Raw genomic sequence first — 15,796 nt, forward strand, 5'->3', positions numbered from 1 at the left:
CAAAAGTATTGTGATTATTAAATAAACCGTCATATCTATAACTATTAGAAGTTTAAAATAGATATGACGGTTTAAATTTTTTATATTATTAATGGAGCATATATCATCAAAGTTAATAATGCATCAATTAATAAACTTAAAGCAAATTTTGATATGAATATCCCCTCAAATTCACTTGTATAAGTGCAGTATCCATAACTATATGTTATAACTGCTATTAATATACATAAGGCAATACCAATATAAATAGGGGCTATAGCTGACGGTAACATATATACATATTTAACATAGAACATTTTTATTATGAAAAAGGTCTTCGCACAAGCTGTTAATGTAGCTACTATTATATATGCACTCTTCTTTTTCTTATTAGATAACTTATAGTCTAGGAATGTAACTGCTCCACTTAAAACTAAACCTATTGCTATCCATGGGAATCCAACAATTATTATACATACAAAGCTATTCATCAGTCCCTCAATGGTATAAGTAAGAGCACTTTTCTTCTCTGACTCTCTTGGTAAATTATTTACATCCTTAAATTCTTTATCTGTTGATGCTATGACAACATCATATAAATCTTCATCTCTAAAACTTAAGTAACTAATATAATCCTCGTTTATATTAGGGTTAATGCATACTCCTCTTGTTCTTGTAACTGGCTCAACCTTATTTATCTTACCATCCTTTACAACAAAGGACGCTATTCCTCTTCTTGCCTCTTTCTTCCCATAAGAGTTATCTATTGTAGAATAAAACTTCCCACCTTCTTCGTCAGAGTAAGTTCCTATAGCATTTATTAGTTCATTTGATTCATTAATTCTTGGTTTGCTTTCCTTAACCTCACCTCCAGTTATAGGAAACTCAAATAACCTACAAGAGTGAAGTTCACCTTTAACATATTGCTCGAACATTGTATATCCATTTTCTCTATCTGAAGAACAGGACATATTCTTATAAGTAACTCTATTATTCTTAGCTATTTCTTCCGCTAATATAGGTTCTGAAATCCTATCTTCATTAAATGTAATTGCTTTAATATATGAGTTGTCTTCCATATAACATATTAAAAACCCATCTTTACTCTTACTAGCTGAAAGCATGTCTGTATTTTTTGCTGGAATAGATACTATTTTATCTTCTACTGTATTTATTATCTCAAGTTTATCTTTGTAAGCAACTACTATATTGTTATTATCTAATTGATAAGTACTATTTATATCTTTAATATTCTCTCTATTAACCTCATTTAAATCTTTATCTATATATATCTTTAATAAGTATCCCTCACAATCTTTTATAGAGTTAAGCATTAGTATATACCCATCTACACTTTTAGTGAGTAACACATTGTTTATTAATTCTTCATTAACTTCATATTGTTTATTATTCAAAACTTCTCCTACATCATTGGTTTCAACAATATTAAGATTTTTATTATTATCGTATGCTACAAGTATTCTATTATCTTCTTTCAAAATTACTGGAGCATTTTTCGTTGTTGCAGTTGCTACACTTACTTCCTTACTCCATGTTCTAGATGGTGGTTGTATCGCTAAGTTATAGTTATTTTTATAGTTTCCAATAAGTATTAATATACACGTCACAATAATAAGAAAAATTAAAATAATTTTTTTCTTTTTCATATTTCCATCTCCTTAAACTATTATATATAGTCTGGATATATTTTGTATAAATTTAATATATTACTTGAATTAATTATAAGAAATAATCTTTTTTTAACTGCTAATTAAACTCTTTTTTATATTATAATAGGTACAAATATCATCAATGTAAACAATGCATCAATTAACATGAATATACTAAACTTACCTAAAAATATGCTCTCTATATCATCTATATAGACCATATATCCATATCCATATACAACTAGTCCAATTAAGGAGTTTATCAATATGCCTACAAATGATGGGGCTAAAATAGTAGGTAACATGTGTGAATATTGCACATAAAAAGCTTTATTTATAGTATATATTTTCATTATTACAACAATAGCAGCTAGTATGATATACATATATCTCTTCTTTTTATCATCAAATTTGTAATCCATAAAAGATACTGCCCCTGCTATAACTACACCAGGAACTATCCATCTAAATCCTATTATTATAATATAAGATACACTAAACATAAAACCTTCTACTACATAACCAAGAGATCTCAATCTTTCATCTCTACGAGGTCCATTATTCGCATCCTTAAACCTCTCATTACTAGATGCTATATTAACACTATATACTCCATCCTTTTCAAAACTAAGAAATGCTATATATTCTTCATCATTATATGGATGAATACATAATTCTCTTAGTCTAGTTATCTTCTCTGAACTTGAAACTTCACCATTTTTTATTTCAAAAGAAACTATAGCCTTTTGAAATTCCTTTTTACCAAAAGGTACTTCCATGGTGGCATAAAATCTTGCACCATTTTCTGAATATGCTCCTTTAGTATTTATAACGTAACTGGATTTATCAACTGAAAGCTTACTAATCTGACCCTCTCCTCCACTTATAGGAAACTTCATTACTTCTGTAGCAAAGTATTCATTTCTATCATATTTCTCAACAAGCAAATATCCATTTTCTGCATCTGAAGATAATGACATTGCACCATAAGTAATTTTGTCAGTTTTAATCATTTCTTTGATGAGAAATGGCTTTGATGCCTTTCCACCTTTAACTGTAAATCCTTTAAATAATTTCTCTTTTTCTAAGTAACATACTAATAGTTCATCTTTACTTTTATTGGCAGTAAGCATACTTAAATTTTTTACTGGTATTTCTATATTTTCATTTGATGCTGTGTTTACTACCTTAATTTTATCTTTATAGGCTAAAACTATATTTTTACTATCAATTTGTTCAGTAAATGTAATTCCTTCTTCTATCTCTCTTTTCACCAAATTTAACTCTTCATCTAAAACTAACTTTTCTAAATAATCTATGTTTGATTTATTAGAATTATAAATCAAAATATATCCTTTATCAGTTTTAGTAAATATTAAATTTTTAAGCAATTCTTCTTCTACAGCATATTCTTTAGTTTCAATTTCTTTTCCATCTAAATCCGTTTCACATACTTTAATCTTTTTAGTATCCTCATATGCTACTAATAAACGATTTTCTTCTTTTATAATTACTGGTGTATTCTTTCCTGATCCACTTCCAATTTTTACTTCTTTACTCCACTTTTCTGAAGGTGGCTGTTTCAATAAATTGTAGTTATTTAAATAATTACCAATTATAATTGTTAAAAATCCAATTATTATACTTAAAAATAATATCCTTTTTTTATTCATATTAACTCTCCCCCAAGGGTCTTAATAATTCCCCTTTTTTATCTATTAGTATAAATTATACTCTCGGTATACTGAATATTCAAACACTTTTTTGCAAATATTATCTAATATAATATTTTTTTGTAATAAAATATTTTTTTATGATGATGATTACTTTTACTTTTATATTTTAAAATTGTATTGTAAAATATACTTATGTTGTAAGTAAATTTAATTAATGAAAGGTATTTATATGCGAAAATCTGGTAAAGTAATTAATTTTGATGATGATAAAGTTTATATAGTAACAAATAATAAAGAATTTGTTACATTAGAGCGAAATGATAAAACTCCTATCAAAGGTAATATTTATGATGGTACTGTATATGTAGATAGGTCAAATCTTATAAAAATATTTATAATACTAATATTTATTTGCGCATTAGTATTAAGTTGTATTTATTTTATCTTCTTTTCACCTAGAGCTAATATAATCCTCTCTTTAGATTCCAATATCAAAATAGGTATAAATAGAAACAAGATAGTTAAAATTACAGATTCTAGTGGGTCTACTTTAGGATTGGAAAGTTTAAGTTCACTAAAAGGAAATGAATTAAATTTAGGCTTAAATCTTTTATTTGACTCAGCATTAAAAGAGGAGTTAATCCCCAAGTGTGATAAATATTCACCTGGCAGTATATATATATATATAACTAAGGATAACAAAAGAGAGCCTCTTAATTTTGATAATTTTAAGAAATATGCTGAAAAATATAATTATAAAGTTATAGTTAATAGAAATAATAATGCTCTTAATATTGATTAGTATATTGATTCTATAATTTGAAAACCCTAGTCAATTTATGACTAGGGTTTTATACTATACTTATTATTTATACACCGGTATTTCAAATTGTGGTTTAACATTAGAATGCTTGTCCATTATTAATTTAATATTAGTTACTTGTTTATATGCCCATACAATATCTGTAGCATATTGATGCCATGGACTATTGTAATTATGAACATTCCATCTCATTTCATATATCGTATCTTGAGCTGGTCTAGGGTTTTTTGCATTTTTATCTGAATGTATATAATTTTCAGCAATCCATTTAATACCGCCTTTAATAGCCGCCTCTGGTGAAGTCCATCCATTTTTATAGGCTGCTTCTGCTCCAGAGCTTACTGGTGAATTATCAAAGGCACAAATTCCAAAGAAATTATAAACCTTAACGGTAGTTCCATCTTCTTTTTTATAGTCTACTCCTCTCGCCAAGGTAGATGTACCATTTCCAGTCTCTAATATTGTATGTGCCACTGCATAGGCTTGATTTACATTATTGGTTTTACAAGCATCGTAAAATGCTTTTCCCATATTAGATAATGTACCCTTACCCATTAATACACTATTTAGTGTACTTACACTTATATCTTGTATGAAGTTTAGTTTCATAAACATATATATACCATTTTTATCATTTTTATATCTGTTTGGTTCTAAATATTGTACTATATCTGTTTTTCTTGCATCTCCAGGATATAAAGCTCTAAATATTGGTGGTTTCTTATTATATTGGATATTTGCAAAATTATCTACTGTAGTTCCTACTGAATATGTAGATATTGTACCTAATGCGGATACATTATGGTTTGATGGCACTGTAGAAAATTCTTTTACTACAGGTAATTCAATATATTTTCCTTCACTATCATATAAGCCAGATTTTACAATTATACTATAGGTGGTGCTTGTACTATATCCTCCAGAAGGCGGTGTTATTTTTATAGCCTTGTTAGTTGCATTGTAGCTTAACCCTACCTTTAATTCACCACCATTAGGTGAAAAAACTTTTACATAAGTACTAAGGTTATTTATTAAGTTTGGATGTAGTTTATTACTAAGCTTTATTGTCCAGGTTTTATTTGTTGGTATATTTATTTGATGGTTTAAATCCTGTATATTTACTGCTGCAAATGCACTACCAGTTAATGCTAACGGTGTCATACACATTATAATTACTATTAAAATACTAGAAATCTTCTTTACTACTCTATTATTCATAGTTCCCCCCATATCCTCTAAAATTTTATTTATATAATATCTGTCATATTGTATAATACTAATAACATTGATATTATGCTATAATTATACAATAAATTTAAAGTGAATGTAAGTAATTATATAATAACTAACATTCATTAAGTCTTACGCTAGGTGGTGATATAACTATATGGATAATAAAAACTTACTTAGACTTAATAAGTACATAAGCGAAAGTGGAATTTGTTCCAGAAGAGAAGCAGATAAGTTTATTGAATCTGGTAAAGTATATGTAAATAGTATCTTAGCTACCCTTGGAACAAGAGTTAGTCCTACTGATATTGTAGTAGTTGATGGAAAAACTATTAAACCTAAGTCAAATAAAGTATACATAGCCCTTAATAAACCTGTAGGAATTACTTGCACAACAGAAACTCATGTTAAGGGAAATATAATTGACTTTATTAACTATCACGAGAGAATATTCCCTATAGGACGTCTCGATAAACCTTCTGAGGGATTAATATTTTTAACTAATGATGGAGATATGGTAAATAAAATATTACGTGCAGGAAATAATCATGAAAAAGAATATGTAGTTTCCGTTGATAAACCTATTACAAAGGAATTTATTAATTCAATGGAAAATGGAATTCCTATACTTGGTACTGTGACAAAGCAATGCAAAGTTAGAAAAATTGGCAAATGTACTTTTAATATAATTTTAACCCAAGGTCTAAATAGACAAATTAGAAGAATGTGCGAATACTTAGGATTCAAAGTAACTAGTCTTAAACGTATTAGAATTATGAATGTATCCTTAAGTAATCTTCCTACGGGGAAATGGCGTTATCTAAGCTCTGAAGAAATGTCCACAATCATTAATCTTACTAAAAATTCAATAGGTACTATTTAAATTGAAATTCAAATATAAATAAAAAAGAAGAAGATATTTATTCTATCTCCTTCTTTTTTATTTTTTATTTTAATTAAAATTCACCTTTAAATAATTCTGCAAATTGTTCATGTGCAATTATGTCACTATTTTCTTTTACTTCTTTAAAAGTTATTTTAAAATCATCAGATACATCTGAATAAACTTCATATATTTTCTCTGCAGTATTATTCTCTCCATAAGTAATTACATATGCAACTTGATCTTTTTTGCCGTTTACATTTCTGTAATATTGATATATTTTCGCCTTTGATTTGTCTATTTTTTCATCAGTTAATACTTTATCAAGAGCAGTTTCTGACTTTTTTACATATGCAGCTTCATCTTCATCAGTAAGTAATTTTAAAGTGTTTGCTTCATTATAATAATATTCTTTGTTAGCAAAACTATTTAATAGTGATTCAAAGCTTTCATAAGTAACCTCTGATACTTCTGTGCTTTCTTTTTCTTTACTATCTTCAGTAGAAGCTTGCTCAGTAGTCTTAGCTGATGAATCCTCTGAAGTATTAGTTTTTGTTCCACATCCTACTAATGCTAAACCTATGGTTGCTGTTAATACTAATGCGATTATTCTTTTCATTTTAAATCCTCCATATTTCTTAATAAATTTAATACTTAGTAAATGATATACCAAATAGTATAATCTTTTGTATACATTTACATAACTAATACAAAATATTAAGAGTATTTCTACTCTTTGTAAATCCATATAAAATTATATCATATTTTGTAATATTTTCAATACTAAATTTCTACATATTATTTTATTAACATACATTGTTAATAAAATTTTGTCCATACTATAAAGAATAGTCTTATGTACTGTTAAACTATCAACTTGTCCTTATTATTAACATTATCCACAGGTATCCTGTTTATAACTTAGTGAATTCAATGTTAATACATAGATTTTCGTCTTATAATTCTATAATTTCTCTTCTGAACTCCATATACACCTTATAAACACGCGAAATTTTATCAACATTATCCACACTAATGTGAATAACTTGTTTATAACTTTTCATTTATACATCTTTACTAGAGAATTTAGATGTTACACACTTAAACTTTTTTTATCTTTCTAATAGATACTACTGATTAAACTGTGTTAAACTTAAGTTGACACATTATTTATTATTTATTGGAGGTTTATATATGCGAATTGGTTTAGGATATGATGTACATAAGTTAGTTCCTAATAGAGATTTAATTATTGGTGGAGTTAAAATACCACATACACTTGGTCTTTTAGGGCATTCAGATGCTGATGTTCTTATTCATGCAATTATGGATAGCTTACTAGGTGCTGCAGCACTTGGTGATATAGGAAAACACTTTCCTGATACAGATGCTAAATTTAAAGGCATTTCTAGTATTAAACTTCTTAATGAAGTTAGAGCATTATTAAGTAAAAATAATTATAAAATAGAAAACATAGATGCAACAATAATTGCCCAGCGTCCTAAAATGTCTCCTTATATTACATCCATGAGAGAAAATATTAGTGAAGCATTAAAAATTTCTATAAATCAAATTAGTGTAAAGGCTACTACTGAAGAAGGCCTTGGCTTTACTGGTATTGAAGAAGGAATTTCCTCTCAATCTATATGTTTAATAAGTAAAATATTAGCTATATAAAAATACAAGTCCAAGGTTGTTAAAATTCAACCTTGGACTTTTTAAAATGTTTATTACATATTCTCTATTATCTCTTCTAAATCTTTCTTAAGTTCTTCAAATGGCTTATTCTCCTTAAAAGACTTCAACAATTTGGCTATTGACTCATATACATATTCGTCATCACTTATAGCTATGGTTTTAGCATTAGAATAGATGTCATTAACTTTTTTTTCAACTTCCATTCGTAGTTCTGGAGATATATTATTGTAATTTTCCTTTAACTTTAATGCAACTAATACAGATTCATGGTTTATATAGGTTACTGAAGATTGAATTTCTGGAATCTCTTCTACGTTTACCATAATTCTCTCACAGGTGGATATAGCATTTCTAATTTCCATCTCTTTATCTATAGGTTCATCACTCATATCTTCAATAGTAGGACCAGCTCCCACAGTATCACTTTTCTTACTATTACACCCCATTAGTACCACAGTTACTATAATTAATAATACTACAATAAATAGTAATATATCATTTATTTTTCCTTTCATTTCATATCCTCCTATATATAATTATATTAATTTAGTTTCTATAATCTATAGAATTTATAATACATAACTATATATAGTTTGGCTTATAGGCATATTCCTATTCTAATTTTTGTATCAGTCTTTTACATTGTATCTGAATTCTCAAATATATCTTTTGTAATAACAAAATTCCCATTTCTTTCAACTAAGTCAAATTCACTTATACTTGTTATTCTTTCCTCCCTCTCAACATGAAATACATATCCAACTCTCCCATATTTCTCAAAGAACACTCTTGATGATTTTATAACTCTAAGAGGATTTTCATTTTTATCATATATAATACTAGGAACATCATTAATCATATTTACATTCTCCTTACACCGGTTGTTAATTAATGATATATAATATTATCCTATTGCATAATTTATGACTATAATTATTAGTTATAATATAAAATTTATTTTCACGATTTTCTATAAAAAAATCCACCTCACTACATAAAATCTATAAGTAAGGTGAACTCTATTACAACTTGGTTAATTATTCAATTATTTAATGTTTCTGCTACCTAGTTTTACATAAGGTATATCCTTTTTACATAGTGGGCACTCTTCCTTATCAAAGCTTTCTATTTCCAACTTACATGCACTATAAACCGGAAGAGTCAAAGCACAATTTTCAACTCGCCTATCAACTATACAACATACACCTACAACTTCTGCTCCTAACCCTCTTAGTACTTCTACAACTTCCATAGTAGATTTTCCTGTTGTAACTACATCTTCTGTAATTAAAACTCTTTGTCCTTGCTTAATTTCAAAGCCTCTTGTTAATGTCATTACACCATCTTTTCTTTCAGTAAATATCCCTAGCTTTCCAAGTTGTCTTGCTAACTCATAAGCAACTATTATTCCTCCCATAGCAGGACCTACTAACATATCTACATCTAAATCTTTAACTTTGTTTGCAACTACCTCCAATACCTGCGCTGCCTTATCTGGATACTGTAGTAATTTTGCACATTGACAGTATCTATTACTATGTTTACCTGATGACAGTAAGAAATGCCCTTCTAATAATGCCTCACACTGAACTAATATATCTACAACTTTATTTTCCATAATATTTTCCTCCTATACTATTCCTCTAATTTCACTAATATCTTTAATATTTTCTTTTATTAAAAAGTCTTCTATTCCTTTTATTATTTCTAATGGTGCAAAGGGATTTATAAAATTAGCTGTACCTATTTGAATCCCTGTAGCTCCTGCCATTATAAATTCTATAGCATCTTCCCAATTTGTAATACCGCCAAGACCAACTACTGGAACCTTACATGCCTTACACACTTGATGAACCATTCTTAATGCCATAGGCTTTACTGCTGGTCCTGAGAATCCTGCGTATATATTATCAAATACAGCCTTTCGTTTCTTGTAGTCTATAGACATCCCTTGAAAAGTATTTATTAATGATAGTGCATCAGCTCCTGCTTCTTCACAACTAAGCGCCATCTCTACTATATTTTCTGCATTAGGAGATAACTTCACCATCAATGGTTTTTTACATACCTTCTTCACTTCTTTTACTGCCGCATAGGCAACATTTGATTTTATTCCAAGAGCCATACCACCATGTTTTACATTAGGACATGAAATGTTAAGCTCTATGATGTCTACATCAACCTGGTTTAACTTCTCGATTATACTTATATATTCTTCTACTGTAGCTCCACCAACATTAGCTATTATATTAGTGTTATATTCTTTCATATTTGGAAGTTCATCTTTTATAAAGTTTTCTACTCCTGGATTTTGAAGACCTACACTATTAAGCATTCCACCTGTTGTTTCTTTGATTCTTACTCCATCATTACCTTGTCTTGGATTTAAGGTTAAGCCCTTACTACAAATTCCTCCAAGTTTTGCTATATCATAAAACTTACTATATTCTTCACCAAAGCCAAAAGTACCTGATGCTGTCATTATTGGATTCTTGAATTCCTTATTACAAATATTTACCTTAAGCATAATTTCTCCTTTAAAACTCTAAATCTAATCCATTAAATACAGGACCATCTTTACATGTTCTTTTATTTCCACTAACTGTTTTACATGTACAACCAAGACAAGCTCCTACTCCACAAGCCATCTTCTTTTCTTCTGATACATATATCTTTGTACCCACTTCCTTGCACATATTAATTACTCTATACATCATAACCTCTGGTCCACAACATAAAACTAAGTCATAGTTTTTAGGTTTAAATAGTTCTGTTACATATCCTTTATGTCCAACACTACCATCTTCTGTAGACACCTTTACTGATAAATCTAACTCACTTATTTCTTCTAACCCATAAACTTCATCTCTAAAACCAGCAAATATATGAACTTCCGAATCCTTTATGTTATCTACCAGGTATCTCATTGGAGCAACCCCAATTCCTCCTGATACTACTGCAATCTTGCCTTTTATCTCTTCTAAGTCAAAGCCATTTCCTAATGGACCCATAACCTTAACCTCTTGTCCTTGTATAAGATTACTTAATAATTTTGTTCCTTCTCCAACTAATTGATATAGAAATTCTATAGATTTTGATGTTATATTATGAATACTAATAGGTCTCCATAATATAGGTTCCTTTTCCCAGGATCTTAGCATATAAAACTGTCCCGGTTCTCCTTGAAACTTACCCTCTATAGATAATTTAAATATTCCTTTAGCAACTTCTTTATTCTCTATTACTTTACAAACTTTGTATTCATAATTGTCTTTTTTCATTCTAATCTCCTAATAATTTATTCTAATATAATGCCATACAATAAAGTTGTATGGCATTAACTGTAGTTATAATTTATTTTTTTAGATTTCCTATAGCTGTTAGAATTTCACTTTTCATTCTAATTGCCTCTTCTTTTGCATACTTAGCAAAGTTTTCTTCACCATCTAGTTTTCCTTTATATGCAAGCATTATACCCCTTGAAGAGTTTACAACTCCTCCATTTCCATCCTTAAGATAAAGGGCTACATCTTCTGCTTTCCCACCTTGGGCACCATATCCTGGTATTAAGAAGAATGTACTGTCTAAGGAATTTCTTATTTCTATACCTTCATCTACATGGGTGCATCCTATAACCCCACCTATAGAACTATACCCAGACTTTCCTATATAATTTTTCCCTAATTTATTTATAGTTTCACCTACTACATTAAATACTTTTCTACCGCCCTTAGTTTCTATATATTGAATATCCTTGCTGCCCTTGTTTGAAGTTCTTATCAGTACAAAAACTCCTTTTTCACTACTTTCAATATAAGGTAAGTATGGCTCTATACTATCTAGTCCCATATATGGACTTAGAGTTATAAAATCAGCTTCAAACTCTCCTGCAAAATGTGCTTTAGCGTACATTTCAGCCGTTTTAGCAATATCCCCTCTTTTTATATCCCCTATAGATATTGCTCCCTTTTCCTTTATATACTTTAATGTATTAGAATAAGCTCTTAATCCTTCCAATCCACATGCTTCATAATATGCTATTTGTGGTTTATAGCAAGCTACATGGTCTATAGTTTCATCTATTATAGCTTTATTAAATTCGAAAATTGCATCCCCTACCTTTTCAAATTTCTTCATAAAACTTTTTGGTATATATGATATATCTGTATCTAGTCCCACACATACATGTCCTTTTTCTGCAATTGTATCGAATAGTCTATCTATAATCATATGATACTACCTCACTTTTCTATTTTTTATAAACAACTTTACCACCTTTTATGGTACTTATAACTTCTCCATATACTTTCATACCATCAAATGGAGTATTTTTACCTTTTGATAAAAATTTTTCCTTACGTATCTCATATTCTTTTTCTAAATCTAGTATTACTAAATCTCCATCATAACCTATATCTATTTGACCCCTATTAACTCCTAGTATTTCACTAGGTCTCTTACTCATAATTTGACTTAGCTTACTTAAGTCTATATAACCTGGCTTTACAAGTTTTGTATAAGCTACTCCAAAGGCTGTTTCTATTCCTGATATTCCTGGAGCTCCTTTTTTCTTATCCTCTTCGGTATGAGGTGCATGATCTGTAGCAATGCTATCCACATATCCATCTTTTATAGCTTGGATTAAATATTCAATATCTTCCTTTTCCCTAAGAGGAGGATTTACCCTATAGTCTACATCATTGGTTAAAGCTATATGATGAGGAGATACTTCACAAGTAACTTTATGACCTTTTTCCTTCGCTTTAATGATATATTCCATAGATTCTTTGGTACTTACATGGGAAAAATGAACTTTACACCCTGCATATTTTGCTAAAGTTATATTTCTCCAAGTCATAGTATTTTCTGCCAGTCTCATATCTATATCAGATAGATTATGATTCTCACAATGGCACATAACAGTTATATCCTTCTCTTTAGCCTTAATCATAGCATTTAACATAACTTCGCTATGCATAACATCTTTTCCATCTTCTGATATTACTTTTATATCACCTTTTTTTAGCTTATCTAAATGGCTTATGTCATCTCCACTAAACTCATTAGTTATAGATATAACTTGATTAATATCTATAAGTCCTATTTCCTTCCCCCTATTTATAACATAATTAACTGTCTCCATAGTGCTACATACTGGATTTGTATTTGCCATAAGGTTTACCATTACATATCCACCTTTAACTGCAGCATGAGAACCTGATTGTATATCTTCCTTATGTGTAAGTCCCGGATCCCTAAAATGCACATGTAAATCTACAAAACCAGGCATTACTATCTTTCCTGTTGCATCTATAGTTTTACAATCCTTTATGAGATTTCTTCCTAGCTCACAAATTATTCCATCCTTTATATAGACATCTCCAATAAAGGTTCCACTCCAGTCAACTACTGTACCATTCTTTATGCAAATTTCCATAAGTATTCTCCAATCCTATCTATTAATATAATGAAGTTACCTTTTGTAAATCATCACAGTAATGACATCTATATTCCTTTGTTTCTTCATCTACTAAGTAATGTACATGCTTTATGTTAGGTTCTATAGATGTAACGCATCTAGGATTCTTACATTTAATAACATTTTCAACCTTTTTAGGAAGTGTAAGCTTAATTTTTTCCTTAATTTCTTCATTTTCTATTATATCTATAGTTATATTGGGATCTATTACTCCTAATATTTCAAAATCAATATCTATTCTAGTTTCTATTTTTATTATATCTTTTTTCCCACACTTATCACTATTAGCATTCATTATAAGGGCTACAGTGAAATCGGCTTTATCTAAGTTTAAGAAGTTAAATATTTTTATTCCTTCTCCAGCTTTTATATGATCTATTACTAATCCATTTTTTATACTATTTATAGTTAACATATTACTTCCTCCTTATATACCTTAGTAAATCCCTAATAGTTTTAGTATTAATGCCATTCTCACATACATTCCATACTTAGCTTGCTTAAAGTACACAGCTCTATTATCACTATCTACTTCATATGCTATCTCATTTACTCTTGGTAATGGGTGAAGTACTATCATATCTTCTTTCGCAAGATTCATTTTCTCATTGTCTAATATATAAGTATCTTTAAGTTTTATATAGTCTTCTTCATTAAAAAATCTTTCTCTTTGTACCCTTGTCATATATAAAATATCTATTTCCTTCATAGCTTCTTCCATAGTTCTAACTTGTTTGAATTCTATGTTTTTCTTTTTAAGGACTTCTTTCTTTATATACTCTGGTATTTCTAATTCTTCAGGTGAAATTAGTACGAACTTGTTGTTTTCATATCTACTTAAAGCTTTTATTAACGAATGTACTGTTCTTCCAAATTTTAAATCTCCACAACAACCTATTGTTAAATTATTCAGTCTTCCCTTTAGGGTTCTTATGGTTAGTAAATCAGTTAAGGTTTGAGTTGGATGTTGGTGTCCACCATCCCCTGCATTTACTACAGGAATATCACTATATTGTGCTGCAACCTGTGGTGCTCCTTCTTTAGGATGTCTCATTACAGCAATGTCAGCATAGCATGCAACAGTTCTTATGGTATCTGCAATACTTTCTCCCTTAGCTACTGAACTAGCATTTGGTTCTGAAAATCCGATTATGCTTCCGCCTAATCTATTCATAGCAGCTTCAAAACTAAATCTGGTTCTAGTACTTGGCTCATAAAATAATGTAGTAAGCAAGTACCCATCACAAGCATGTATAAATTTTCTTGGATCTTTTATTATTTCATCTGCTAGGTCAAATATTTCGTCTAATTCTTCTAAAGTAAAGTCCATTGGTTCGATTAAATTTCTTCCTTTTAACATATAAAACACTCCTTTTTAGCCTCTCTGGGATAATTTAAAGGTATTAAGATTTACTCATAAAATTCAATAAAAAAAGCTTTCCTCAGCAAGGAAAGCTATAAATATCTGTAAATACAACTTTGTATATGAATATATTATTGTAAATTTTATCATATTACAAATGTATTCATACCAAAATATTATCTTCCCTTGCCGGCATCTCTGTACCGTTTTTAAAAGGATTCTCTATTAAATTTTTACTATTTTCATTTTACTTTAAATAAACTGTAATGTCAATATAGTTTATTATAATACTAAATTTTTTAACTTAACTTATTTATGTGATTAAATCACATATCTTTCTATATAAATATTGTATTATAAATTATATAAACAGTATAAGTTTTATTCGATGACTACCAGCTCTAGTACCTCCTCTTCTTCAAAGTGAGAGTAAGGAGCTACATCCCTGGTCTAAGCTCCAGTGGGAGTAAAAACTCCCTCTGAGGCAAAGAACTCTGTTTATACTAGTTTATATTAAGAAGTAAATACCAAGCTTATCAAATATTTATCAGCATAAATGTAAAACCACATGGTATACTAAATAAAAGTAAATTATAAGGAGGATATTAAAATGAAAATAACTTTTGATAACGAAACTAAAGATGCACTTTTAGAAAATTTAAGCAAACAAGGCAAATCTGTTGTTAGACTAGCTATTGCCGGTTTTGGTTGAGGTGGCCCTAACCTAAGCGTTGTTCTGGATGAACAAAAATCAAATGATAATGTAGAAACTGTTAATGGAATAACTTTTGCAGTTGATAAAGATGAAGAATATATTTTTGAAGATTGTATTGTTTCTTACAAAAAAACATTCTTTGGAAAAACTTTTAGAGTAATATCTAAAGCTATAGGTGAAAGCTCTTGTAGCTAATATAATCGAGTAGGAGCTGAATAATTATTTTATCCAGCGACCTCTCACACCACCGTGCGTACCGTTCGGTACACGGCGGTTCAAT

The 15,796-nt window shown here is 29.1% G+C and carries 16 protein-coding genes; 3 read left to right on the forward strand and 13 right to left on the reverse strand.

Going from position 1 to position 15,796, the window contains the following annotated elements; genetic code table 11:
* Positions 1-80 precede the first annotated feature (80 nt).
* The gene (locus B3630_RS07570; protein WP_346896906.1) at positions 81-1,646 is read right to left on the reverse strand and encodes a hypothetical protein; all 1,566 of its coding nucleotides are present in this window, start codon (positions 1,644-1,646) and stop codon (positions 81-83) included.
* A 116-nt stretch (positions 1,647-1,762) separates the two neighbouring features.
* Entirely contained in the window at positions 1,763-3,322 is a 1,560-nt protein-coding gene (locus tag B3630_RS07575) for a hypothetical protein (protein ID WP_346896908.1), read from the reverse strand.
* A gap of 232 nt (positions 3,323-3,554) precedes the next feature.
* On the opposite strand from B3630_RS07575, the gene B3630_RS07580 reads away from it, so the two are divergent.
* A complete protein-coding gene (locus tag B3630_RS07580; protein ID WP_346896910.1) occupies positions 3,555-4,127 on the forward strand; it encodes a hypothetical protein in 573 nt (190 codons plus the stop codon).
* Between the two features lie 63 nt (positions 4,128-4,190).
* Here B3630_RS07580 and B3630_RS07585 read toward each other — a convergent pair whose 3' ends face one another.
* Positions 4,191-5,366: an N-acetylglucosaminidase gene (locus tag B3630_RS07585; RefSeq protein ID WP_346896912.1), complete on the reverse strand. Its 1,176-nt coding sequence runs from the start codon at positions 5,364-5,366 to the stop codon at positions 4,191-4,193.
* Positions 5,367-5,535: 169 nt separating this feature from the next.
* Between B3630_RS07585 and rluF the strand changes: the two genes are divergently transcribed.
* Positions 5,536-6,261, forward strand: a complete 726-nt coding sequence (rluF, locus tag B3630_RS07590; protein WP_346896914.1) for a 23S rRNA pseudouridine(2604) synthase RluF — start codon at positions 5,536-5,538, stop codon at positions 6,259-6,261.
* Positions 6,262-6,334: 73 nt separating this feature from the next.
* Here rluF and B3630_RS07595 read toward each other — a convergent pair whose 3' ends face one another.
* The gene (locus tag B3630_RS07595) at positions 6,335-6,880 is read right to left on the reverse strand and encodes a hypothetical protein (RefSeq protein WP_346896916.1); all 546 of its coding nucleotides are present in this window, start codon (positions 6,878-6,880) and stop codon (positions 6,335-6,337) included.
* A 575-nt stretch (positions 6,881-7,455) separates the two neighbouring features.
* Here B3630_RS07595 and ispF point away from each other — a divergent pair.
* Complete coding sequence (gene ispF / locus B3630_RS07600) at positions 7,456-7,938, forward strand: 2-C-methyl-D-erythritol 2,4-cyclodiphosphate synthase (protein WP_346896918.1); 483 nt, start codon at positions 7,456-7,458, stop codon at positions 7,936-7,938.
* A 53-nt stretch (positions 7,939-7,991) separates the two neighbouring features.
* On the opposite strand, the gene B3630_RS07605 is transcribed toward ispF, so the two are convergent.
* The 9 genes from B3630_RS07605 to pyrB all read right to left on the reverse strand — a co-directional run bounded on the left by B3630_RS07605 (position 7,992) and on the right by pyrB (position 14,798).
* Entirely contained in the window at positions 7,992-8,474 is a 483-nt protein-coding gene (locus tag B3630_RS07605; protein WP_346896920.1) for a YhcN/YlaJ family sporulation lipoprotein, read from the reverse strand.
* Positions 8,475-8,596: 122 nt separating this feature from the next.
* Positions 8,597-8,818 carry a hypothetical protein gene (locus B3630_RS07610; protein ID WP_346896922.1) on the reverse strand — a complete coding sequence of 74 codons (222 nt, stop codon included), beginning with the start codon at positions 8,816-8,818 and terminating at the stop codon, positions 8,597-8,599.
* Between the two features lie 186 nt (positions 8,819-9,004).
* Positions 9,005-9,577 carry an orotate phosphoribosyltransferase gene (pyrE, locus tag B3630_RS07615; RefSeq protein WP_346896924.1) on the reverse strand — a complete coding sequence of 191 codons (573 nt, stop codon included), beginning with the start codon at positions 9,575-9,577 and terminating at the stop codon, positions 9,005-9,007.
* A 12-nt stretch (positions 9,578-9,589) separates the two neighbouring features.
* Complete coding sequence (locus B3630_RS07620; protein WP_346896926.1) at positions 9,590-10,486, reverse strand: dihydroorotate dehydrogenase; 897 nt, start codon at positions 10,484-10,486, stop codon at positions 9,590-9,592.
* Between the two features lie 10 nt (positions 10,487-10,496).
* Positions 10,497-11,240 (reverse strand): dihydroorotate dehydrogenase electron transfer subunit, encoded by a 744-nt coding sequence (locus B3630_RS07625; protein ID WP_346896928.1) that lies wholly within the window; start codon positions 11,238-11,240, stop codon positions 10,497-10,499.
* A 73-nt stretch (positions 11,241-11,313) separates the two neighbouring features.
* Positions 11,314-12,189: an orotidine-5'-phosphate decarboxylase gene (pyrF, locus tag B3630_RS07630; protein WP_346896930.1), complete on the reverse strand. Its 876-nt coding sequence runs from the start codon at positions 12,187-12,189 to the stop codon at positions 11,314-11,316.
* A 19-nt stretch (positions 12,190-12,208) separates the two neighbouring features.
* On the reverse strand, positions 12,209-13,396 hold the full coding sequence (locus tag B3630_RS07635) for a dihydroorotase (protein WP_346896932.1): 1,188 nt from the start codon (positions 13,394-13,396) through the stop codon (positions 12,209-12,211).
* Between the two features lie 22 nt (positions 13,397-13,418).
* On the reverse strand, positions 13,419-13,853 hold the full coding sequence (locus tag B3630_RS07640; RefSeq protein ID WP_346896934.1) for an aspartate carbamoyltransferase regulatory subunit: 435 nt from the start codon (positions 13,851-13,853) through the stop codon (positions 13,419-13,421).
* Between the two features lie 21 nt (positions 13,854-13,874).
* On the reverse strand, positions 13,875-14,798 hold the full coding sequence (gene pyrB / locus B3630_RS07645) for an aspartate carbamoyltransferase (protein ID WP_346896936.1): 924 nt from the start codon (positions 14,796-14,798) through the stop codon (positions 13,875-13,877).
* Between the last annotated feature and the right edge of the window lie 998 nt (positions 14,799-15,796).

It is taken from the genome of Clostridium sp. UBA7503 (genome assembly GCF_002477055.1).
Classification (GTDB): domain Bacteria; phylum Bacillota; class Clostridia; order Clostridiales; family Clostridiaceae; genus Clostridium_J; species Clostridium_J sulfidigenes.

Excerpts from the sequence above, each read along its gene's own strand:
- B3630_RS07570 (WP_346896906.1), bottom strand. The coding sequence starts at position 1,646 with ATGAAAAAGAAAAAAATTATTTTAATTTTTCTTATTATTGTGACGTGT.
- B3630_RS07575 (WP_346896908.1), bottom strand. The coding sequence starts at position 3,322 with ATGAATAAAAAAAGGATATTATTTTTAAGTATAATAATTGGATTTTTA.
- B3630_RS07580 (WP_346896910.1), top strand. The coding sequence starts at position 3,555 with ATGCGAAAATCTGGTAAAGTAATTAATTTTGATGATGATAAAGTTTAT.
- B3630_RS07585 (WP_346896912.1), bottom strand. The coding sequence starts at position 5,366 with ATGAATAATAGAGTAGTAAAGAAGATTTCTAGTATTTTAATAGTAATT.
- rluF (WP_346896914.1), top strand. The coding sequence starts at position 5,536 with ATGGATAATAAAAACTTACTTAGACTTAATAAGTACATAAGCGAAAGT.
- B3630_RS07595 (WP_346896916.1), bottom strand. The coding sequence starts at position 6,880 with ATGAAAAGAATAATCGCATTAGTATTAACAGCAACCATAGGTTTAGCA.
- ispF (WP_346896918.1), top strand. The coding sequence starts at position 7,456 with ATGCGAATTGGTTTAGGATATGATGTACATAAGTTAGTTCCTAATAGA.
- B3630_RS07605 (WP_346896920.1), bottom strand. The coding sequence starts at position 8,474 with ATGAAAGGAAAAATAAATGATATATTACTATTTATTGTAGTATTATTA.
- B3630_RS07610 (WP_346896922.1), bottom strand. The coding sequence starts at position 8,818 with ATGATTAATGATGTTCCTAGTATTATATATGATAAAAATGAAAATCCT.
- pyrE (WP_346896924.1), bottom strand. The coding sequence starts at position 9,577 with ATGGAAAATAAAGTTGTAGATATATTAGTTCAGTGTGAGGCATTATTA.
- B3630_RS07620 (WP_346896926.1), bottom strand. The coding sequence starts at position 10,486 with ATGCTTAAGGTAAATATTTGTAATAAGGAATTCAAGAATCCAATAATG.
- B3630_RS07625 (WP_346896928.1), bottom strand. The coding sequence starts at position 11,240 with ATGAAAAAAGACAATTATGAATACAAAGTTTGTAAAGTAATAGAGAAT.
- pyrF (WP_346896930.1), bottom strand. The coding sequence starts at position 12,189 with ATGATTATAGATAGACTATTCGATACAATTGCAGAAAAAGGACATGTA.
- B3630_RS07635 (WP_346896932.1), bottom strand. The coding sequence starts at position 13,396 with ATGGAAATTTGCATAAAGAATGGTACAGTAGTTGACTGGAGTGGAACC.
- B3630_RS07640 (WP_346896934.1), bottom strand. The coding sequence starts at position 13,853 with ATGTTAACTATAAATAGTATAAAAAATGGATTAGTAATAGATCATATA.
- pyrB (WP_346896936.1), bottom strand. The coding sequence starts at position 14,798 with ATGTTAAAAGGAAGAAATTTAATCGAACCAATGGACTTTACTTTAGAA.